22 protein-coding genes and 1 pseudogene are annotated in these 20,408 nt (G+C 58.8%); 13 read left to right on the top strand and 10 right to left on the bottom strand.

Annotated features, from left to right (window positions below):
* The 5 genes and pseudogenes from ACTORR_RS28420 to ACTORR_RS28400 form a co-directional block, all read left to right on the top strand.
* A partial coding sequence (locus tag ACTORR_RS28420; protein WP_441344149.1) for a cupin domain-containing protein occupies window positions 1-518 on the top strand: 518 nt, incomplete at its 5' end.
* A gap of 261 nt (window positions 519-779) precedes the next feature.
* A complete protein-coding gene (locus ACTORR_RS28415; RefSeq protein ID WP_441344148.1) occupies window positions 780-1,106 on the top strand; it encodes a hypothetical protein in 327 nt (108 codons plus the stop codon).
* A 100-nt stretch (window positions 1,107-1,206) separates the two neighbouring features.
* Window positions 1,207-1,965, top strand: a complete 759-nt coding sequence (locus ACTORR_RS28410) for a hypothetical protein (RefSeq protein ID WP_441344147.1) — start codon at window positions 1,207-1,209, stop codon at window positions 1,963-1,965.
* Window positions 1,966-2,023: 58 nt separating this feature from the next.
* Complete coding sequence (locus ACTORR_RS28405; protein WP_441344146.1) at window positions 2,024-2,518, top strand: recombinase family protein; 495 nt, start codon at window positions 2,024-2,026, stop codon at window positions 2,516-2,518.
* Window positions 2,485-2,982: pseudogene (locus tag ACTORR_RS28400) on the top strand (ABC transporter ATP-binding protein); the annotation flags it as partial. The gene ACTORR_RS28405 and the pseudogene ACTORR_RS28400, both read left to right, overlap by 34 nt.
* A 4-nt stretch (window positions 2,983-2,986) precedes the next feature.
* Here ACTORR_RS28400 and ACTORR_RS28395 read toward each other — a convergent pair.
* Genes ACTORR_RS28395 through ACTORR_RS28385 form a run of 3 tightly spaced genes read right to left on the bottom strand, consistent with a single transcriptional unit; the run spans window position 2,987 to window position 6,458 of the window.
* Window positions 2,987-4,309, bottom strand: a complete 1,323-nt coding sequence (locus ACTORR_RS28395; RefSeq protein WP_016487050.1) for an aspartate aminotransferase family protein — start codon at window positions 4,307-4,309, stop codon at window positions 2,987-2,989.
* A complete protein-coding gene (locus ACTORR_RS28390; protein ID WP_016487049.1) occupies window positions 4,306-5,373 on the bottom strand; it encodes a phosphotransferase in 1,068 nt (355 codons plus the stop codon). The genes ACTORR_RS28395 and ACTORR_RS28390 overlap by 4 nt, the downstream gene beginning before the upstream one ends.
* 53 nt (window positions 5,374-5,426) lie before the next feature.
* Window positions 5,427-6,458, bottom strand: a complete 1,032-nt coding sequence (locus ACTORR_RS28385; RefSeq protein WP_060501537.1) for an ABC transporter substrate-binding protein — start codon at window positions 6,456-6,458, stop codon at window positions 5,427-5,429.
* 228 nt (window positions 6,459-6,686) lie between these two features.
* Here ACTORR_RS28385 and ACTORR_RS28380 point away from each other — a divergent pair, with 228 nt between their 5' ends.
* The 8 genes from ACTORR_RS28380 to ACTORR_RS28345 all read left to right on the top strand — a co-directional run bounded on the left by ACTORR_RS28380 (window position 6,687) and on the right by ACTORR_RS28345 (window position 13,294).
* Window positions 6,687-7,421: an SDR family NAD(P)-dependent oxidoreductase gene (locus ACTORR_RS28380; RefSeq protein WP_016487047.1), complete on the top strand. Its 735-nt coding sequence runs from the start codon at window positions 6,687-6,689 to the stop codon at window positions 7,419-7,421.
* 69 nt (window positions 7,422-7,490) lie between these two features.
* Entirely contained in the window at window positions 7,491-8,168 is a 678-nt protein-coding gene (locus tag ACTORR_RS28375) for a GntR family transcriptional regulator (protein WP_016487046.1), read from the top strand.
* Between the two features lie 81 nt (window positions 8,169-8,249).
* Window positions 8,250-8,840 carry a TetR/AcrR family transcriptional regulator gene (locus tag ACTORR_RS28370; protein ID WP_003465041.1) on the top strand — a complete coding sequence of 197 codons (591 nt, stop codon included), beginning with the start codon at window positions 8,250-8,252 and terminating at the stop codon, window positions 8,838-8,840.
* 90 nt (window positions 8,841-8,930) lie between these two features.
* Window positions 8,931-9,632 (top strand): cysteine hydrolase family protein, encoded by a 702-nt coding sequence (locus tag ACTORR_RS28365; protein ID WP_003465039.1) that lies wholly within the window; start codon window positions 8,931-8,933, stop codon window positions 9,630-9,632.
* Between the two features lie 54 nt (window positions 9,633-9,686).
* Window positions 9,687-9,911: a DUF2798 domain-containing protein gene (locus tag ACTORR_RS28360; RefSeq protein ID WP_003465037.1), complete on the top strand. Its 225-nt coding sequence runs from the start codon at window positions 9,687-9,689 to the stop codon at window positions 9,909-9,911.
* A gap of 280 nt (window positions 9,912-10,191) precedes the next feature.
* Entirely contained in the window at window positions 10,192-11,244 is a 1,053-nt protein-coding gene (locus ACTORR_RS28355; protein ID WP_441343410.1) for an ABC transporter substrate-binding protein, read from the top strand.
* A 325-nt stretch (window positions 11,245-11,569) separates the two neighbouring features.
* Complete coding sequence (locus ACTORR_RS28350; protein WP_003465031.1) at window positions 11,570-12,499, top strand: ABC transporter permease; 930 nt, start codon at window positions 11,570-11,572, stop codon at window positions 12,497-12,499.
* Complete coding sequence (locus ACTORR_RS28345; RefSeq protein ID WP_003465028.1) at window positions 12,500-13,294, top strand: ABC transporter permease; 795 nt, start codon at window positions 12,500-12,502, stop codon at window positions 13,292-13,294.
* A gap of 349 nt (window positions 13,295-13,643) precedes the next feature.
* Here ACTORR_RS28345 and ACTORR_RS28340 read toward each other — a convergent pair whose 3' ends face one another.
* From ACTORR_RS28340 to ACTORR_RS28310, 7 genes are all read right to left on the bottom strand, one after another.
* A complete protein-coding gene (locus ACTORR_RS28340) occupies window positions 13,644-14,675 on the bottom strand; it encodes a methyl-accepting chemotaxis protein (RefSeq protein WP_075723273.1) in 1,032 nt (343 codons plus the stop codon).
* A gap of 36 nt (window positions 14,676-14,711) precedes the next feature.
* Window positions 14,712-15,740: an IS30 family transposase gene (locus ACTORR_RS28335; RefSeq protein ID WP_441343409.1), complete on the bottom strand. Its 1,029-nt coding sequence runs from the start codon at window positions 15,738-15,740 to the stop codon at window positions 14,712-14,714.
* 24 nt (window positions 15,741-15,764) lie between these two features.
* A complete protein-coding gene (locus ACTORR_RS28330) occupies window positions 15,765-16,391 on the bottom strand; it encodes a DNA methyltransferase (protein ID WP_003465024.1) in 627 nt (208 codons plus the stop codon).
* Between the two features lie 348 nt (window positions 16,392-16,739).
* Window positions 16,740-19,361 (bottom strand): conjugal transfer mating pair stabilization protein TraN, encoded by a 2,622-nt coding sequence (gene traN / locus ACTORR_RS28325; RefSeq protein WP_441343408.1) that lies wholly within the window; start codon window positions 19,359-19,361, stop codon window positions 16,740-16,742.
* Between the two features lie 141 nt (window positions 19,362-19,502).
* Window positions 19,503-19,700, bottom strand: coding sequence for a hypothetical protein (locus tag ACTORR_RS28320; RefSeq protein WP_013100883.1), 198 nt, complete (start codon window positions 19,698-19,700; stop codon window positions 19,503-19,505).
* Between the two features lie 142 nt (window positions 19,701-19,842).
* A complete protein-coding gene (locus ACTORR_RS28315) occupies window positions 19,843-19,974 on the bottom strand; it encodes a hypothetical protein (protein ID WP_255311629.1) in 132 nt (43 codons plus the stop codon).
* Between the two features lies 1 nt (window position 19,975).
* Entirely contained in the window at window positions 19,976-20,182 is a 207-nt protein-coding gene (locus tag ACTORR_RS28310) for a hypothetical protein (protein ID WP_011077965.1), read from the bottom strand.
* Window positions 20,183-20,408: the final 226 nt, after the last annotated feature.

Raw genomic sequence — 20,408 nt, 5'->3', positions numbered from 1 at the left:
TAAGAAAGGATGCGCATGCGACCGTCTGGTTCGCTGGTGGGCAAGGAGGCAGCAGCCGACACGCTCATCGGCAACTGCACGACCGCACGACCAGCCTCCCGTTCAAATTCGAGTTAGAACTCATATCCAGCCTGTCTGGGGGCACTGTGAAAGAGGGATCTCCGATGACTCTTGTTGAATCGAGAATATTTTCTGTAGCCGAGTATGTTCAGCCGTCCGAAGGCGAGCCTATTCGTTCCGTTGTGCTTGAAACCCGAGACTCAATTATCGTGGTTTGGCATGTCCATCCCGGGCAGGAAATTGCGGCTCACATTCATCCTCACGGCCAAGACACGTGGACTGTTTTGTCGGGAATGGCTGATTACTTTCAGGGCAATGGGATTGTTCGTGCCCTCAGGGAAGGTGAGATAGCCGTGGCAAGACCGGGCCAAGTGCACGGGGCGCGAAATACAGGTACCGAGCCATTTTGTGTTCGTCTCGGTTGTGGCATCAGCCAATGCCAGTTTCGTATTGGCTGAGCGATAGAGCCCAATCTCTGGAGTTGGTCCAATGAGCGGTCGGGGAGATAGGTAACAGACATGCAGCGGACACGGCTGCTAAACCAGGTCGCAAACCTCCTTGCGTCGCAGCGTGCCGCAAGCGACGCGATCAATCGAATGGGGTCGGCATGAGACTGAACACCATCCAGTTCCCGACCGCGTAGCCGCCTGTCCTGCCGATCAGGTCTTGACCATCGACGCCTGGGATCAGTCCTGAATGTTCTTGGAGACCACTACGTTATGAGCCGCAGCCGCCGCAAAACACCCATCGTCGGGCACACGACCTGCGGCAGCGAGCGCGAGGACAAGAAGCTCTGGCATCAGCGCTGGCGCCGCCGTGAGCGCACGGCGCTGACCAGCGCGTCGCCCGAAGCCCTGAGCGCCCATCTGCCCCTGCTGGAAAACCAGGCCAGCAGCGTCTGGTCGATGGGCAAGGATGGCCGCGCCTACTGGCCCGTCAAGCGCCAGGCCGCCACGGCGGATCGCATCGCCAATCACAAGGGACGCAACCCGCAAGAACGCGCCTCCCTGAAAAAGCGCCTGCTGCGCAAGTGGATGAGCAAATGAAGCTCTCCTTCCATCAGCACATTGCGCTGTTCTGGATGATCGGTGCTCCGGGCGTCTTCGCGCCCGTGATCGGGAGCGCAGGACCGATGCCGGCGCCGTCATGGCGTGGGGTGTCGCGATCGTGGCGGTGATGATCCTCTTCACCCCTTTGCTGCTGCGCTGTCCACCATTCCGGCGCTGGTATGGCCGGACGGATGCGCTGTCGGAGCGGCAGCGCCAGGCGCTTGCCGAGCGCGGCCTGCGCCGCTACTACCAGACCGCTTTCGATGACGGCTACGTGCCCCGCGTGATGCCCTACGTGTGGCGCATCATCTGGACGGTCGGCGGGTTGATGGCTGTGACCGCCGTACTGCCTACCAACACCGGACGGCCAGCCTTCGATGCCTTGGTGGTCTTCTCGACCTGGTATCCGATAGGCGTGATGCTGCTGGTTTTCGTCGAGGCCCCTTGGCCGGTTGATTCGCCAAAGAGCACAGGAGCGGCGGAAATGAGCACGTCAACCATCGAGGCGCTGGCCAGCGCCTGGGCAAGGATTGCCGAGGAAGCGGAATTCCCCGCTGACTACGAGGGGACTGCCACACCACAAGCGCATCGGGCTAGCGAAGCTATTCAGGAGCAGATTCGGGAGCGCATCGTCGCCACCAACGACATGCGGCTGTTCAGCCTGCTGCACCTGCTGGGTCAGGCGTCGCTGCGCATGGAGCAAGCGCTGTGGCCGGAGGATTACGAGCGGATGACGCGCGAGGTTGAGGAAGCCCTGCGGCAAGCCACCGACGCCAACGCCAGATCGTACACCCACGAAGAAGTGATGCAGGCGATGCAGGAACGCATCGACCGGGCGCGAGACAAGCCATGTTGATTGGCTATGCGCGCGTCTCAAAGCGCAGGATCAGAACCTGGAGCTGCAACGCGAAGCCTTGAGCAAGGCCGGATGTAAAAAGGTCTTCGAGGACAAGGTGAGTGGCACGCGGGCAGACCGGCCTGGCTTGGCCAAGACGCTCGAAATGCTGCGCGAAGGCGATACTTTGGTCGTCTGGAAGCTCGACCGGCTGGGCCGGTCGGTCAAGCAACTGGTCGATCTGGTCGGCGATCTGCACAAGCACGGTGTCCAGTTCAGGAGCCTCACCGACTCCATCGACACCGGCACACCATCCGGGCGGTTCTTCTTCCACGTCATGGCGAGCCTTGCCGAAATGGAGCGCGAGCTGACCGTCGAGCGCACCCGCGCCGGGCTGGAAGTCGCCAAGCAGCTCGGCCGCAAAGGCGGCCGCAAGCCGAAGATGACCGACAGCAAGATCGAGTCGGCCAAGAAGCTGCTGGCCAGCGGGGTGCCGCCCAAGGACGTGGCCAAGAACCTCGGCGTGTCCATTCCGACGCTGTACCGCTGGGTGCCAGCCTCCACGCACGCTTAGCGTGCTTTATTTTCCGTTTTCTGAGACGACCCCTGAAACTGGTCGATGAGATCCTCGACGCCCTGGGCATTACGCCGCTGTCATTCCGCAACCTGGGTGAACTCAGCGGCGGCCAGCAACAACTGGTCTCAATCGCCCAGACGCTGGTGCGCGAACCGCAGATCCTGCTGATGGACGAGCCCACCAGCGCCCTCGACATGCACCGCCAGGTCCAGGTGCTGAACTTCATGCGCGACCTGGCGCGAAAGCGCGAAGTCATCGTGTTCATCGCCATCCATGACCTGAACCAGGCCTTGCGCTTCGCCGATCAGGTGCTGGTCATCGCCGATGGCACCGCTCAGGGCAGCGGCCCGAGCCATGAAGTGATCAACGAGCAGATGCTGCGCGCGGTGTACAAGGTCGAGGCGCGCATCGAACGCTGCAGCCGTGGGCAGCACCATATCCTGATCGACGATATCGTCTGAACCGCTACGGCTGCAGCCCTTCCAGCGCCGTGCCGACCGCTTCCAGTAGCAAGTGCGCATGCTCCTGTTCGAAGGCCAGCAGCGGGCGAATCTTCAGCACGTTTTCCAGCGGCCCGGCAGCACTGATCAATACGCCCTGCTCGCGCATCGCGTTGACCACCTGACGGGTCTGCGTGGCGGCAGGCGCTTTTGTGGCGCGATCGGTCACCAGCTCGACCCCCAGGAACATCCCGGCACCGCGCACATCGCCGATGATCGGGTAACGCTCGGCCAGCTCCCGCAACCCCGTCAACAGACATTCACCCAGGGTGTGCGAGCGCTGCTGCAACTGTTCGTCACGGATGACGTCCAGCACGGCCTGCCCCGCTGCGCAGGACACCGGGTTGCCGCCAAAGGTGTTGAAGTAGCGCATGTTCTGGCCAAAGTGATCGACCACTTGCGCTCGACCGACCAGGCCGGCGATGGGGTGGCCGTTGCCCATCGGCTTGCCCAGGGTCAGGAGGTCGGGGCGCACGTCGTGCCGCTGGAAACCCCACATGTTCAGGCCAGTGCGGGCGAAGCCGGACTGGACTTCATCGGCGATGTACAACAGGCCTTCGGCCTGGGCCAATGCGATCCCTTCGGCGATGCAGCCGGTTGGGCCCGCAAAGACGCCATCGCTGGCGAAAATGCCGTCGAGCAGGATCGCCGCCGGACGAATGCCGTGTTTGCGCAGGTCATCGATGGCCGCACGGACGTCAGCCACGAAGGTCGAGGCCACTTGATCCGCACCCAGCCGATAAGCATCGGGGGCGCGAACGGTGCGCACGTGGGGTGGCAGAACCATGCTCGGGCCGAGCGACGGAGAAAGCTCGGCGATATCACCCGTGACGCCATGATACGCGAAGCGGGTGATGATCACGCCGGTGCCGCCGGTAAACTGTTTGGCGATGCGCAACGCCAGATCGTTGGCCTCGCTGCCGGTGCACGTAAACATGACCCGCTCGAGGTACTCGGGAAAGGTGCCCAGCAGTTGCTCGGCGTAATCGAGCATGCCCTCCTGCAAGTAGCGAGTGTGGGTGTTGAGTTGCCCGGCCTGCCGGCTGATCGCCTCGACCACCCGGGGATGACAATGCCCCACCGACGCCACGTTATTGTAGGCATCCAGATACCGCCGGCCTTGTTCGTCGTACAGCCACACGCCCTCGCCGCGCACCGTGTGCAAGGGGTGTTCGTAGAACAGTCGATAGGCCGGGCCGAGCAACCGTGCCCGGCGTTCGACAAGGCGTTTTTCCTTGTCTGACAGGCGATCGGCATCTTCAGAAGTGAAACCGTTGATCATGCTCATGCGCCAACCTCCTGGGTGCAAGCGGCAAGGATTCTGTCGTGGATCTCGGCGGGTGCCATTGCGGACAATCCCGCCAGGGCATCCTGGGCGCGGTATGAGTTGCGCAGGATGTACTCGCGATTGTCCGGGTGCAGGTCGGCCCGCCAATAATTGATGCACAACGACAACGCCAGGCGTGTGGAGATCAGCACCGGCAGCAGTTGCAATTCTTCGCCGGTGAGGGGATTGACCTGGTGATAGGCGCGGATCATGTCCAGCGCCGGGGCCAGGACGTCGCCCGCCACCCCCAATTGGTACGATGCCGCGACCGCGACCTCGTTGACCAACGGCGCGTGGACCATGTCGCCAAAATCCAGGATGTTGCGCAACACATCGGGCTGATCCGGATCGACGATGATGTTGTGCGGGTTCATGTCGTTATGGATCACCTGGTGGCGCAGCGTGGCGCACTTGCCCAGTACCTGGGATTCGAAGCGGTCCAGGCTGTGTTCGATCCGGTCGCGACGAACGCCCGGCTCGATGTGTTTCAGCCGGGGCCTGAGGCGCTGGGCGTGTTGCATGTCCCACAGCAGGACGTGCCCGGCAGCGGGATGGCTGAAGCCGTCCAGGGCCAGGTCGAACCGGGCGAGCGCTTGGCCCAGGTTCTGCCTGAAATTCACCGATGTGTGGGCGACGCGGTGCAGCGGCAAGCCGTCAACGAAGGACAGGAGACGGACCAACATGCGCTGGCCTTCGATTTCGACCGGCTCCACGAATCGCCCGCCGAGTGATGCAAAGACACGCTGCACCGGCAACGCCGGATCGTTACGCTCGATCTGGAGCATGGCCTGGTTATGGAAGTCCACGACCTGCGGGTTTTCCAATGGATGCGACAACTTGAACAGACGCGACGTACCGTCCGCGAGCATGACCCGGAAATTGAGGTCGCGCTCGCCGCCCAGTTGCTCGAGTTTTCCGCTGATCGCGTAGTGCTGCGCAAGGACCCCAAGGACCTGCCCGTCACTGACACGGGCAGGGGCCGCCTCCAGCAGACAGGGTTGCGCCGATACTTTCTCAAGCGGCATTGTTCATGACTCCTCGCTTCGGTGATGTGGCCTGCTCGCGCAGGCCCCTTGCATTACTTGTTGGCCCAAGCGATGAAACGCTCTTCCAGGTCTTCGCCGTGGTCGATCCAGAACTCGGCATCCGTGGCCCGGGCGTTCTTCAGGTTATCCGGTGAAGTCGGCAGTTTGCTGCCCACCGCCTCATCGACCAGTGCCACGGTTTTGGTGTTGCTTGGCCCATAAGGAATGGCCTCGACAAAGTGCTTCTGCTGAACCGGTGCACTGGCAAACGCGATGAAGTTTTCCGCCAGGGCCTTCTTCGGCGAGCCTTTGACGATGGCCCAGTGATCCAGGTCGTACAGGCTGCCATTCCACTGCATTTCAAACGATTGTCCCTCCGCCTGCGCCGAGGTGACACGCCCGTTATAGGCCGAAGTCATCACCACGTCGCCTGCCGCCAGCCATTGCAACGGCTGCGCGCCGGATTCCCACCACTGGATGTCGGGCTTGATCTGATCCAGTTTGCGGAAGGCCCGCTGCACGCCCTCCTCGGTGCCGAGCAAGGTGTAGACATCTTCCTTGGCCACGCCATCGGCCAACAGGGCGAACTCCAGGGTGAACTTGGCGCCACGGCGCAGGCCGCGCTTGCCGGGGTATTTCTTCACGTCCCAGAAATCCGCCCAGCCCTGTGGCGCGCTGGCGAGTTTTTTCGGGTCGTATGTCAGAACGGTAGACCAGATGAAGATACCCACCCCGCAATCGCTGACGGCGGCCGGGATGAAATCTTCTTTCTTGCCGATGCGCGACCAGTCCAATGGCTCGAACAGGCCTTCGCTACAACCGCGCAACAGCTCGGGGGATTCGACCTCGACCACGTCCCAGCTGGTTTTCCCGGTGTCGGCCATGACCCGGATCTTGGCCATTTCGCCGTTGTAGTCATCGGCCGTGATCGCCACTTTCTTTTCCGAGGTGAAGGGTTTGTAGAAGGCTTTTTCCTGGGCCTGGCGGTTGTTGCCGCCGAAGGACACCACGGTCAGTTTTTCAGCGGCGCTCAAAGGGCCGGCAATCATTCCAAGCATCAGTACAGTTGCGATTTTGCTGTTCATGCGTCTCTCCGAATTCGCTACGTGCGTGAGCGGCAGCTAAGGGATGGCAGGTGGTTTTTTTGTTTTTGGCAGCAATATTTCGGTCAGCGCCGGGTGTCTTGCACCTGGTGGCCGGCGCACGGCGATGATTCCGAGGCGCAGCTCATTAGTAACATATTTAGAATATGATGCATCATAATTTTTACTGGTATAGTCTCACCACTCCACCCCTTCCTCAGGAGCGCCTGCATGACCGAGCAACGAACCCTCCTCCTCACCGGTGCGAGCCGTGGCATCGGCCATGCCACGGTGAAGCACTTCAACGCTGCGGGCTGGCGCGTGTTTACGGCCTCGCGACAGAACTGGACCGAAGGCTGCCCCTGGGCTGAAGGCGAGTTGAACCACATCCACCTGGACCTGGAAGACATCGACGAAGTGCGCCGCAGCCTGCCATTGATCCGGGAGAAACTCGGCGGACGCCTCGATGCCCTGGTGAACAACGCCGGCATTTCACCCAAAGGCGAAGCCGGCGCACGATTGGGCGTGCTGGAATCCGATTACGCCACCTGGCTCAGCGTGTTCAACGTCAACCTGTTTTCCACGGCGTTACTGGCCCAAGGGCTGTTCGATGAGCTCAAGGCGGCGCAAGGCTCGGTGATCAACGTCACCTCGATTGCAGGTTCCAGGGTGCACCCGTTTGCCGGGGTCGCCTACGCCTGCTCGAAAGCTGCACTGGCCGCACTGACGCGGGAAATGGCCCATGATTTCGGGCCACACGGTGTGCGGGTCAATGCGATTGCACCGGGTGAGATCGAGACGTCGATCCTGTCTGCCGGGACCGAACTGATCGTCGATCAGCAGATCCCCATGCACCGCTTGGGCAAGCCGGAAGAAGTCGCATCCCTGGTGCATTTCCTCTGCACCCGAGGCGCGTCGTACATCAACGGTTCGGAGATTCATGTCAACGGTGGTCAGCACGTCTGAAATAATCTGGAAATCCCGGCCGGAAACTTCCATCATTCGGGCCGGGCATCCGCCGCAGATGAGCGATCAATGAGCAACCCCTACCCTATTCAAACCCTCAATCACTCTTACCTGGGCAGTGGCATCTACGAGTTGCTGCGCGAGGCACTGATCACCGGGCGTTTCCAGCCCGATGACCGCCTGCGCATCCGCGACCTGGCCGAACAACTGGGCACCAGCGTCACACCGGTGCGCGACGCGATCCTGCAACTGGCCAAGGAACAGGCGCTGATCCTCAAGACCCCGCGTGACATCCGCGTACCCATCCTCACCGCCGCGCAATACGGCGAGATCCGCAGCATCCGCCTGGCGCTTGAAGGCCTGGCTGCGGAGACGGCCGCCGCGCTGGTGACCGACAGCGAACTCGCAGACCTGCAAGCCTGCATCGAAAACAACATCGCCGCGATCAACGCCCAGGACTTGCAAGCCGCTCTCAAGTGCAATCAGCAATTTCACTACGCGCTGACCACCATCGCGCGCATGCCGGTGCTGGCGGGTTTGCTCGATAGCCTGTGGATGCGCACCGGCCCACTGATCGCCCGTGCCTATGGCAACTTCAACGAGCGCATGGCCATCGACCATCACTGGGAAGTGCTCGACGCACTCAAGCGCCGCGATGGCGCGGCGGCACGGGCGGCCATCTGCCGTGACATTCTCGATGGCAACGAGAAGATGCTCGAGTACATCGAGATGGCGCAGGCGGACTGATTGGCAGTCAATTCGACTGTTGACGAAACATAGATGACCAGTTAGTTTATTAAAACTTTCTCATCACTGGATGTCTCTGTCATGGCTCGCCCGGTCAACCTCGAAGTCAGATCCCGTTTGCTGTCGATTGGCCGCCAGGTGGTTCACAACCGTGGCTTCAACGGCTGCGGCGTCCAGGACATCACCGCCGCTGCCGAGATTCCCAAGGGCTCTTTCTACAACTACTTCGCCAGCAAGGAAGACTTCGCGGCAGAGATCCTCGAGGAATACTGGACCTCGATCGAAACCCGCCACGGGCCGATCTTCTACGACGCCCGGGTCAAGCCGCTGGAGCGCATCGGCCAGTTCTTCCAGGCCCTGGTGCTCGAGCACGGCGAGCATGAATACAGCCTGGGTTGCCTGATTGGCAACCTGTCCCTGGAAATGTCCAATGGCAGCGAACAAACCCGCAAGCGTCTGGCCGATGTGCTGGCGCGCTGGGAAGGTTTGCTCGCGAGCTGCCTGCGTGAAGCGCAGCAGCGCCGCGAACTCTCTGAAACACACGACGCCGAAGCGCTGGCCAGTGTCATCGTCGAAGGCTGGGAAGGTGCGGTCATGCGCGGCAAGGTCCTGCGCGACGGTGCACCTCTGCAGCGTTTCGTATCGATGGTCTTGCCTCGGCTATTGGAGTGAGTTTTTTTTCCTCATTAATAAGACGACTGGTCATTTATATAAAGCAACATTCACGTCTCATCCACGCAAGCACCCAAGAGGTAAATCGTCATGAGCCATCTGTACGCCGACCCCGCCGAACCCGCACTGCCTGCCACTGGTTTCAAGCTCGACCTGAGCAAAGCCGCCCTGGTGGTCATCGACCCACAGAACGACTTCCTCAGCCCTGCCGGCGCCAGTTGGGCGGTGTTCGGTGAGAGCATCGTCGAGAACAACACCGTCGAAAACCTGGAAAAACTGTTCAAGGCCTTCAAGGCTCACGACCTGCCCGTGGCCGTGTCGCCACACTATTACTACCCGCACGACCACGACTGGCATTTTGGCGGTCCGCTGGAAAAGGTCATGCACAGCATCTGCATGTTCGATCGCAAGGGACCGAACACCCTGGAAAACTTCGAAGGCTCCGGCGCCGATTTCCTCGAGATCTACAAGCCGTACATTCTCGACGGCGAGACCATCATCGCCTCGCCGCACAAGGTCTACGGCCCGGAAACCAACGACCTGGCGCTGCAATTGCGCAAGAAAGGCGTGTCGCAGATCATCCTCGCCGGCATGGCGGCCAACCTTTGCGTGGAATCACACCTGCGCGAACTGCTCGAACAGGGCTTTGAAATAGTCGTGGTACGCGACGCCACCGCCGGCCCGCGCCTGCCGGATGGCGACGGCTACCTGGCGGCCATCATCAATTACCGCTTCCTCGCCCACGGGCTGTGGACCACCGAAGAGACTATCGCGCAACTGCAACCGGCTTGATCGTGCCCGAGCGGCCGGGCATCGCGCCCCCCCGCTCTTTCTCGAGAACCCCCGATGAAAATCCCCGCCCGTTATGAGCATTTCGTTTTCGGCGTCGTTCAATCCGGCCTGACCTGCGCGGTCGCGGCCGCCATCGCCACCACACCCCATGCGCTCGACCTGGCCTTTGCCGGCCGCTGGTTGAACGCGTGGGCGCTGTCGTGGGTATCGATGTTGCCGGTGGTGGTGCTGGCGGCGCCGATGATTCGGCGCGTGGTGAGGCGGATGACGGTGGGCTGAATGACTTGGCTATGACTCACCCAACACACCGCCATCGCGAGCATGCTCGCTCCTACCGGGGGCTTCGGGGCTGCTCGCGACAGGCGCGCAAGCCCGCACCCGACGCACGAAATACTGTGCCCGTTCGCATTTTCGCAATAAACCACTTTTCATCCGCGCATTTGTAGCCGCTTCGTTCACGGACAAGCCGGTACATTAGACCTCCATGGTCCCGCAGAGCGACCGACAACAAAACCTACAGCTCGCCCAAGAAAATCTGCCAACCATTCGGAGTCTTTCCATGAGCACATTGCGCACTACAGCTTTCCAACTCGCGAGTCTGGCCCTGTTCATCGGTAGCGCCACCCAGGCCATGGCCGAGGACATCACGTTCGTATCCCAGGGCGGTGCTTATCAGGAAGCCCAGAGCAAGGCGATCCTGGAGCCTGCGGCGAAAAAGCTCGGTCTGACGCTCAAACAGGACAGCTCGCCCAAGGCCTACCCGATCATCAAGACCCAGGTCGAGAGCGGCAAGGTCACCTGGGACGTGGTGGACCTGCCCACTGGCGACTGCATCCGTGGCGAAGCCGAAGGGCTGTTCGAGAAGCTCGACCTTGCGCTGATTCCCAATGCCGCGCAAATACCCGGCAGCCTCAAGGACGAATACAGCGTCGGCTACATCAGCTACTCCACGGTGCTGGCGTATCGCACGGACGCGTTCAAAGGCGCGGACGTACCCAAGACCTGGGCCGACTTCTGGGACACCAAAAAATACCCGGGCCAGCGCTCCCTACGTAACCTGCCACGTCCAACCCTGGAAATCGCGCTGCTGGCCGATGGCGTGCCGATGGACAAGCTCTATCCGCTGGACGTCGATCGCGCCTTCCGCAAGCTTGAGCAGATCAAGCCCGACATCGCCACCTGGTGGACGTCCGGCGGGCAGTCGGCGCAGCTGATCAGCGACGGCGAAGTGGACATGATCCAGGCCTGGAACGGCCGTATCACCGCCGTACAGGCCGCCGGCGCACCCGTGGCATTCGACTACAACCAGGGTGTGCTGGAAACCAACTCGTTGTGCGTCCTCAAAGGCTCGCCGCACAAGGTGGCCGCCATGAAATTCGTCAACGAGGCCATCGATGCCAAACTGCAAGCGGCGTTGCCGATGATCATCGACTACGGCCCGCTCAACCCCGAAGCCTTCAAGACCGGGGTAATCCCGGCCGAGCGCGAGGCCAAGCTGCCTTCCGCACCCGGCAACATCTCGCGCCAGGCCCTGCTCTCGGCGCAATGGTGGGCCTCCGAAGCCGGGGTCAAGGCCGAAGAACGCTGGTTGTCCTTCGTCCAGAAAAAATAGCCATCGGCCGTTGCTGCGCCGCAGGCCAGAGGCCTCGGCGCAGGACATGCCGTCTGCCCCCGCGATTTCGACATAAAGCGCTTGCGCACCGGTCAATTGCGTCCACTTCATTCGTTGGCATCCCGGTACATTAGGCCTGAGGGACCCGCAGAGTGACCTGTGCAGACAACTCGCGCTCGCCTCAAGTACCTGCCCACCATTGGGAGTTCTTCACATGACATTACCCGAGCACCGCACCCTGCTGTCCGCCAGGACGACTGCCACCGCCAGCGCTACCCGTCAGTGCTGGATACCCTCCAGCACTGCGCAGTGACGAGAGGTCATCATGTCCAACGCCTATCTCGCCAAATCCATGCCCGACTCCAGCGACCAGCAGCACCAGCCGCCCATGACCAGCGAAGACGCCCTGGCCCGTGAAGAACGCAAGGAGCACACCTCCATGCTGTTGCTGCTCACCCCGGCGCTGGTCATGGTCGTGGTGCTGTTGATCATGCCGCTGTGCTGGCTGGCCTTTCAGTCGGTCCAGACCGAGGAAGGGTTTTCCCTGGCCAACTACATCCGGATTTTCCAGGAAAGCATTTACTGGGACACCTTCGCCCTGACCTTCAAGATCAGTTTCCTGGTGACGATCCTGTCGATCGTCATGGGCTTCCCCATTGCCTACGCCGCTTCGCGCCTGCAGGGTTTCTGGGCCAACCTGATTCTGATCTGCGTGATCTTGCCGTTCTGGACCAGCGTGCTGGTGCGGGCCTATGCCTGGCTGGTGCTCCTGCAACGCCGCGGACTGGTCAATCAGACGCTGATGGACCTTGGCATCATCGACCAACCCCTGACGCTGATGCACAACACCACTGGCACGGTAATCGGCACCCTGCACGTCATGCTGCCCTTTATGGTCCTGCCGCTGTATTCGGTGATGAAAAAAATCCCCCAGGACCTCATGCAAGCGTCCGAGAGCCTTGGCGCCAAACCCTTCTACACCTTCCGCCGGGTCTTCCTGCCGATGGCAGCGCCGGGGGTCATGGCCGGTTCCATCCTGGTGTTCGTCATCTGCCTAGGCTTCTTCATCACCCCGGAACTGCTCGGCGGTGGCCGCACGATCCTGGTGTCGATGCTGGTGCAACGCAACGTCGAGCTCTATCACGCCTGGGGCGCAGCCAGCGCAGTCGGCCTGGTGCTGCTGTTTGTGGTGTTCCTGATCTTCTGGGGCATCAATCGCTTCATCCCCATCGAACGCATCCTGGGAGCGCGCTAAATGAACCTGCTTGCCAACCTGCGTCACCTTCGCCTGTCCCACGTGCTGTTCACGGTGCTGGTCGCGGCGATCCTGCTGTACCTGATCATCCCGGTGCTGATCGTGGTACCCATGTCGTTCTCCGAGGCGCGCTTCCTGCAATTCCCTCCCAAGCAATGGTCCTTCCACTGGTACGAGGCGTTCTTCAACAGCGTGGAGTGGATGTCGGCGGCGCGGGTCAGTCTGATCACGGCATTTTTCACCATGGCCATCAGCCTGCCGATTGGTATGGCGGCCGCCTACGCCATCAACAACTCCAGCCTGAAGGTGGTGCGTACGCTGCAGATCATCCTGCTGCTGCCGATGATGGTGCCCATCATCCTGATCGCCGCCGGCGTGTTCTTCGTTTACGCCCGGGTCGGCCTGATCAGCACGCTGACCGGCCTGGTGCTGGCGCACATCATGCTCGCCTTGCCCTACGTGATCATCGCGCTGCTGGCCGGTCTGCGTAACTTCGACATGTCCCAGGAAATGGTGGCGCGCAGCCTGGGCATGAACCGCTTTCGCGCCTTCATGGCCGTGACCCTGCCGCAGATCAAGCCCAGTGTGGTCTCGGCGACACTGTTCGCCTTCATCACCTCGCTGGATGAAACTGTGGTGGCGCTGTTCATCTCCGGCGGCGACAACCAGACTCTGACCAAGCGCATGTTCACGGCGCTGCGCGACGAGATCGATCCGACCATTGCCGCTATCAGTTCGATCCTGATCCTGGCGTCGCTGATCCTGGTGGTGATTGCCGGTCGCAACAAACAATAACCAACAACGCACTCCCCCTCTGCAAACACACTTGCCCGCCATTGCGGGCAAGTGTGTTTTTGCGTCCTGACCACGCACGCCCATGCCGACGTGCAGCCCAGCACAGCCTGCCGTCACACGGCTTAATTCAGCATCTATCACCCGTGTCCAGGCCCATCTCGGGGGAACCGCAGAATTCGGAAAAAATCGTACGCTAAGCTAACGGTGTTCTCGTGACAGCTCTTTGACTAGGCTTTCTAAGGCCATTCTGATAGCCCTGACTTCCTGAAAAGCCATGGCTAAAATTTGTGCGGCTAAAAGGGATAACCGATGGTAAAGTAAGTTATCCCTGTCGAGATACTGAAAAGCGTTATCCTCGTTTTTCCCAAAACTGTTTTGCCAGTTCGCTCAGAGCGCTAGTTAACTGAGCGACAGATTTCGCCCTTTGCAAATTATTCTGCCCGGTCTGTACATTGGTATCAGCAGCATCGCGTATATTGATAATACTGCGGTTTATGTCTTCACTTACTGCTCCCTGCTGCTCGACCGCAGTCGCTATTTGCGCGTTCATGTCGGTAATTTCGTTAACGCGTTGGCCAATTCCATCAAGAGCTGTAGCTGCTTCCTCTGCGTGAGCTACACTCGTGTGCGCTTGCCGACTACTTTGCTCCATGACTGTAACAGCGGATTGCGCTCGCTCTTGTAGAGCGCTGATCATGCTTTGAATATCCGTTGTCGATTGCTGTGTGCGAGCAGCAAGACTGCGAACCTCATCGGCGACAACAGCAAAACCACGCCCCTGCTCACCAGCACGCGCGGCCTCAATTGCTGCGTTGAGTGCCAACAAATTCGTTTGCTCGGCGATCCCTCGTATAACGTCAAGAACTTTTGATATCTCGTTACTTTGACCTTCAAGCTCATGAATAACCTGAGCGGCTTGCCTAATTTCACCTTCAAGGGCAGTGATTGACTGGCTTGTGTGGGCTACCAGACGCTGGCCAGATGCCGTCTCAGTGTCTGCTCTTCCGGCCGCATCTGCAGCATGCTGTGCATTGCTCGCAACCTCTTGAATGCTTGCCGCCATTTGGTTTACTGCCGTTGCTATTTGATCTGTCTCTGCCTGCTGCTCAACTGTAAGTACATTGCTTGACTCAATATCCTTTAGTAGGCCTCGGGTGTGTTCGCTAAGCCGATTTGATGCATCACCTATGCGACCTACTATGGCGCCTGTTTCAGCTTGCATCATTCGTAAAGCAAACTCTATTTGGCCAAACTCATCGGTGCGCCCAGTGTAGAGGGATTGACTTAATGGGTTATTGGAAATATTCCTGGCTCTTTCAACCAGTCTTCCAAGAGGAGAGAGAATAGCCAAAACACTAACAGAGCTTAAGCTTCCTGACATTAAAGTGGGCGGTTACAGGAGCTGAGTGCAACACGGTTATTGAATTGAAGCTGGAGCATCATGCCGCATAGCCATAGCTTCCTGCATCACCTCGTCCATAACCTCGATCGGACACTTGAAGTCGAAGCGCTTACGGGGGCGCATGTTCAGTTGCAGTGCGATGGCATCCAGTTCCTCCTGGCTATGCACCGACAAGTCCGTGCCTTTGGGCAGGTACTGGCGGATCAGGCCATTGATGTTTTCGTTACTGCCGCGCTGCCAAGGGCTGTGCGGGTCGCAGAAGTAAATCGCCACCCCGGTCTGCTGGGTGATTTCAGCATGCCGCGCCATCTCTCGGCCCTGGTCGTAGGTCATGCTCTTGCGCATCGCCAGCGGCATGCCATTGAGCGCTGCACTGAAGCCTTCCATCGCCGAGGTCGCCGTCGCGTCGTTCATCTTCACCAGCATCAGGTAGCCACTGGTGCGCTCCACCAGCGTACCTACAGACGAGGCGTTGGCCTTGCCCTTGATCAGGTCGCCTTCCCAATGCCCTGGCATCAGTCGGTCTTCGATCTCCGGCGGACGTACATGAATACTGACCCTCTCAGGGATCTGACCGCGCCGATCCACGCCGCCAGAGCGCGGCCTGCGCATCGTCTTGCTTTGGCGCAGGCAGATGATCAGCTCTTTACGCAGCTCGCCGACTGGCAAGGCATAGATCGCGTTATAGATCGTCTCGCGACAGACGTAGGCATCTCTGAGGCTGGGAATATTCATGCTGCGCAGCTTGCCGGCAATCTGCTCGGGAGACAAACGCTCACGCAGCATATGCGCCACCAATTCGAAGCGCTCGCTACCCGGCAACAGCTTTTGCTTCGGTCGACACACCTGACGGCGGGCCTGCATCTGCTGCTGGGCCACGCGGGCCGAGTAGCCGCGACAGGCATCTCGATTGCGGCGCAGCTCCCGGCTGATGGTCGAAGGGGATCGGTTGATCAAGCAGGCAATCCCGCGCAGGCTGAAACCTTGGGCATGACCGATTTGAATGGTGGCGCGCTCTTCAACGCTGAGTTCGGAATAAGACATAGGGACAGCACCGTACCGGAAAGGTCAGGTGTTGCACTCAGTTTTCGCCGCCGCCCCCTTATTATCACTGCGAGGTGAATAGCTTTTCTGCCAATTGATTATGCCAATGCGATTCTCTTCGCCGAAGATTTCGTCCATGAGCATGCCAAGTCTAAATAGTTCCCTATGATCAATACAGATAGCCATAACCCCGCCTGGGGTTAGCATCTCACGCATCATCCAGATTCTGGGTGTCATGAAGCGCAACCATTTGCTGTGCTTGGACCCATCATCTTTAGGAACTACATCGCCGAGATCTGGATCGTTTGGATCCTTGTCCCACTTGTCGTTATAGCGGAAGTCCTCGCCGGTGTTGTACGGCGGGTCTGTTACTACAAGATCAACTTGACCACGATATTTATAGAGCGTGACCATCGCAGAAAGGTTTTCACCGTCCCAGATCTCATTCTCTGACTGGGCGGTTTCCTCTCCAAAGGATACTTTCTTGATAATACGATGCAGCTTCGGCTTGACCTGGCGGATGATCTGCCAGGGAGCAGCCCGCCCGGTGTAACTCATAACGATGCCATTCTTGCCAGCATCGGCAAGCGCCGCATCATGCTCCTGCAGCATACGGACCAAGGCGGCCCTCGGCAGTTGTTCGTAATCCATGCTTGCCCCTTGAATTCGTGCGGCGGCACCGAAAAGCTGAAAATTCTAGTACCGCTCGTGGATGCTTCACCATCCCTAGGGTGGCGAGTGTACTTGTGAACGTATTGTCCCTTGACCACAAGAGCTTCGCGGTTTTATGCCCGCTCGCCCTGGTCGGCTTCGCCTTGTATCCGGTTCTTGTACATCGGCTCGCGGTTTCGATTCACGCTTCCTCCCCACACTCGGTCGCCCTCATGCAGTTGCGCTTCACTTCGTTCGCTGTGGTCAGCTTACGGCGGGACTTTCACCCACAAGATTGCGCCCATGCTGGGCGCACATAAAAAAAGCCCCGCCAGCGCGGGGCTTGTTTTATCGCAGCCCTTCCTCTGCCTTTCTCTTTACCGCGTCTACATCGAAATTCTCAAGCCTCTGTAGGTTTCTATCTAATGTGTTCAGACGCTTTTCTCCATCTGTTGTCTGAAGTTTACTACCACTCCCGGTAATATCCTCCAGGGAAACTGTATTAGCGGTAGGAAGACGCCCTGCAAGATTCAGCATGCCGATCCACTCAGACAGATCCACACGCGACCAATCCATCTGCGCCATCTGAGCTGGCGTAATTCCTTCGCACGTAGGCGACTTTACGTCACCCCATCCCAACCCCAGTTGTTCACGGGCTGACTCTTGAATGATGCGCGCTACAACCGAGCCAAAGCAGCAATAGGCCTCTCGCTTTTCAACGCATGACCCAAGTGCTTCGGATGCGCAGTAGCTGCCAACAAAGTGGCATTGCCGGGTTTCCTTTTTCGCACCAAGCTCGAACTCCTTCTGCTCGCACTCCCAAATAATGTTGATCAGCAGATCCACAATCACATAGACCATATAAACCCAGCCGATGATATTAACTACCATCGCAGCGTTGGCGCTTAGTCCAGTAACAGTACCCTGGGTCGCGGTGCCTTCTGCACCTGTAGCGAATACCGCATTTGCAGCAGCAGAGGCCCCCATTTCAACCATTGCATCATAGGCCTGCTGCATCAGCCATTGCTGAATCTGTCCCATCGCTGCACCTTGGAATCCCTCATTGAACGCAGCAGTGGCGCTATCGACAATGGTGCCCCACTGGCCCTTGATAACCGAGGAGCCGACAGACATGGCAGCTTCAGTGCCCGCGGCCCAGTATCCCGGCGCAAAGAGATTTCCTGTCCTGCTCAATGCCTCAAGTGAGCTGGTCATCTTGAGAGTGTTCATGGTCAGGTTTACATAGTCGAAGATGCTTACGCTTTCCGGCGCTTCGCAGCAGTCAACATAGCCCCCGAGCGCCTTCTTGCACTCCATAGCCTCGCCTTTGAACACCTTGCAGTCATTGGCCTCGTTGATATCGGTACCATCACCACCGCAGTCCAGGTCGTGCTCAGCAAACTGAGCAACCTGAAGCATGGCCACCGCATAGGCAAAATCGCCGCTTTTCGTGTTCGACGAGTCGAAACACTCACTGCCCATGCAGCGCGCCCCACCAGGGCATTCGATTTGGGCCCCAGTGTTCACGATAGTTTCGTAGCTGGTGTCATAACCGCAGTCCCAGACCTCCTCGAAGGCATAGCAAGAGCCTGTCTCGCCTTTTGCGCCATCAATACAACCTTGAGAGATAAAACCGCAGCTGGGGTTCTGCTCGTACTGGGTGCAGGTATTCAGGTTACCGCCATCATTTGAGGGGCACCGCTGCACACCCTGGGCGTCCGTGTAGCAATCCATACTCCCCTTGTAGTAGGAACACTCGGCGCTTACCTGGGCTTTCTTGCAGAGTGGATCGATGCTCGGGTGCGGGGATGGCGGCATGTCAGAGCGGCAGATCCGAACGCCATTGGTTTCCGTACAGCCATTGGCGTCCACCGCCGGCATAGACGTGCACGACATCTGAGCGTTGGTGCAGAACCCATCCTCGATCATGTCGAACATGGGCAGGCGCTCTTCCGGCCCCCAACCATTATCGACAAACGCCTTTGCCGGGTCATAAATGATCTTGATGCGGGCGTAACCCTCACCACCACCGGTAACCGAGGTGCGGGTTTTGAACGTGATCACGTCATCATCACTACCGAACTTGTCAGTGATCACCTTGTTCGGAGCTACGTTCCAGCTTGTTCCGCGTTCACAGCTTCCAGCCGTTTCCGGCGGGAAGACACCAGGTGTGTGCGTCCAAAGCATTTCGTCATTGAAAAGGATTTGGAAATAGTCGTCGAAAACAGCCCTGTCGATGGTTGCTGAAATGATGGCGTCCTTGGCTATCACGCGGAATCGGGTGTACTCCTCATAGATTTTGCAGTTCCCGCTCCAGTAGTTGTCCCCTACCGTGCCGACCCAGATATACAAGCAGCCGCGGCCGCATGACTGAAAGTTTGGCTGCCCAGAAACGTATTCGATTACACCTACCTTGTAGTCATGCAGGAACTCGACATTTCCGCCTTGATCCACGACGCGCTCACATGTTTTGTAATTGGCAACATGGGCGTTTTTCGTCACGTTCTCAAAAACTTCGGTAGAGGTGCAGTCCGCAAAGTTCTGCTTAAACCCATCCATGAAGTCAGGGGAGCGAACCTTATCAGCCTGATTGAGCATAGGGTCGTTGGAGAGGTCTACGGACATGCGGTTGCCGCTGTCGATCAGGGTTCGGTATGCCTCTCCCTCCGAGGACGATTCCGCCTGAAGACGGGTGTTTGCTCGCAACCCGAGATCGATCGTCTTCACATCGTCGCCGTAGACGTTCTCGAGCGAGGCAGTGTCTCCAGTTTCAGGGAACAGGTCCTGAAGCGTGACCGAGGCGTCCCCGCCATCGAACACCTGAAGTACCTGCTGGCCTACAGATTGCCCGGCCGAAGACCCAGCGGTCACAGCGTCGGCCCAGGCGTTGAAGGTCATGCTGTTGAGATACAGGCCGATCACGGTCACGTTGACCAGCCGTCTCAGCGTTATTTTGAGTGGTTGTCGCATCGATCGCATGTCCAAAAATGGGGATGCTTCGATGCTATGGGAAGGGTGAGAAATGATGGCGCGGTTTCAGGCAACAAAATCGCCTGAAAAAGCAAAGCCCCGGCTGGTGGGGTCACCGGCCGGGGCTCGCTGTGTTTTTGATCATGCCTCAGGCACTACTAAGACCTGGCCATCACTCGGGATCAAGCGATGAATCACCGCCCATGATTTAACGAACCGGGTATCCGGATCGGAGGACGAAACAGTTCTGGCGATCTGCTCGGGGACTTTGAACACCCGTCCAGATTCGACCATCAGTTCTTTGAGTTCTTGGCAGAATAGTGCGTTTGCTGCGGTCATGTTCAACTCTCCAGGTGTGGGTGATCCCCAGAGCCCTTCACACGGAAGGGCTCTGGTGGATCACCCACGGAGGGTGACCACGCAGCGGTCTAGCCGAAGCTAGACTTGAATCCGTTCACTGGGCCAACCCCTGAGGGAAGGCTCAGTGGGCCTTGATGTTCGTGCCGTGCTTCTTGTCGAGACGGTCAGCGACCACATAACCGATCACGCCGGTTAGGGCCAAAGCACCGACAACGCCTACGATTGCGTAAACAAGCATCTGCATCGAGTCCATTTCATTCTCCTTTCGGATTGCTCATCGCTGTAATCAAGGATACCACCAAATCGGCGATCATCATTACCACGCCAAGCACCAGACAGAACGATACGACAAGCGGATGCGTCCCTGGTGTAACGATGGAAACAAAAGCGGCTGCCAACAAGCTACAGCCAACGCCCATAAGTGAAGCCTTAATCCAGTCGAATAGTATTTTCTTGTACATCTTTTTTACTCCTCAAAAAGACGAGGAGTCCCAACGGGATTCCCCGTCAGGGTTTAATTATTTCCAACTCCGAGCCGTTCGGCTGGGTTAGAAGAACAACAATAAAGCCATTTGCCTGCGAATAAATCGCATAGGCAAAGTTCGATTTTTCTGCCAACGATGATGCGCTGCGAACAGCGTCAATTGCGTTTACATGAAACATCGGGACGACCTCTTACGAAGCAAA

The organism is Pseudomonas sp. SAR267 (genome assembly GCF_052077595.1).
In the GTDB taxonomy this organism is placed as follows: domain Bacteria; phylum Pseudomonadota; class Gammaproteobacteria; order Pseudomonadales; family Pseudomonadaceae; genus Aquipseudomonas; species Aquipseudomonas vlassakiae.
Note: the sequence above shows the minus strand (reverse complement) of the source record. Positions and strands in the feature narration are given on the sequence as shown.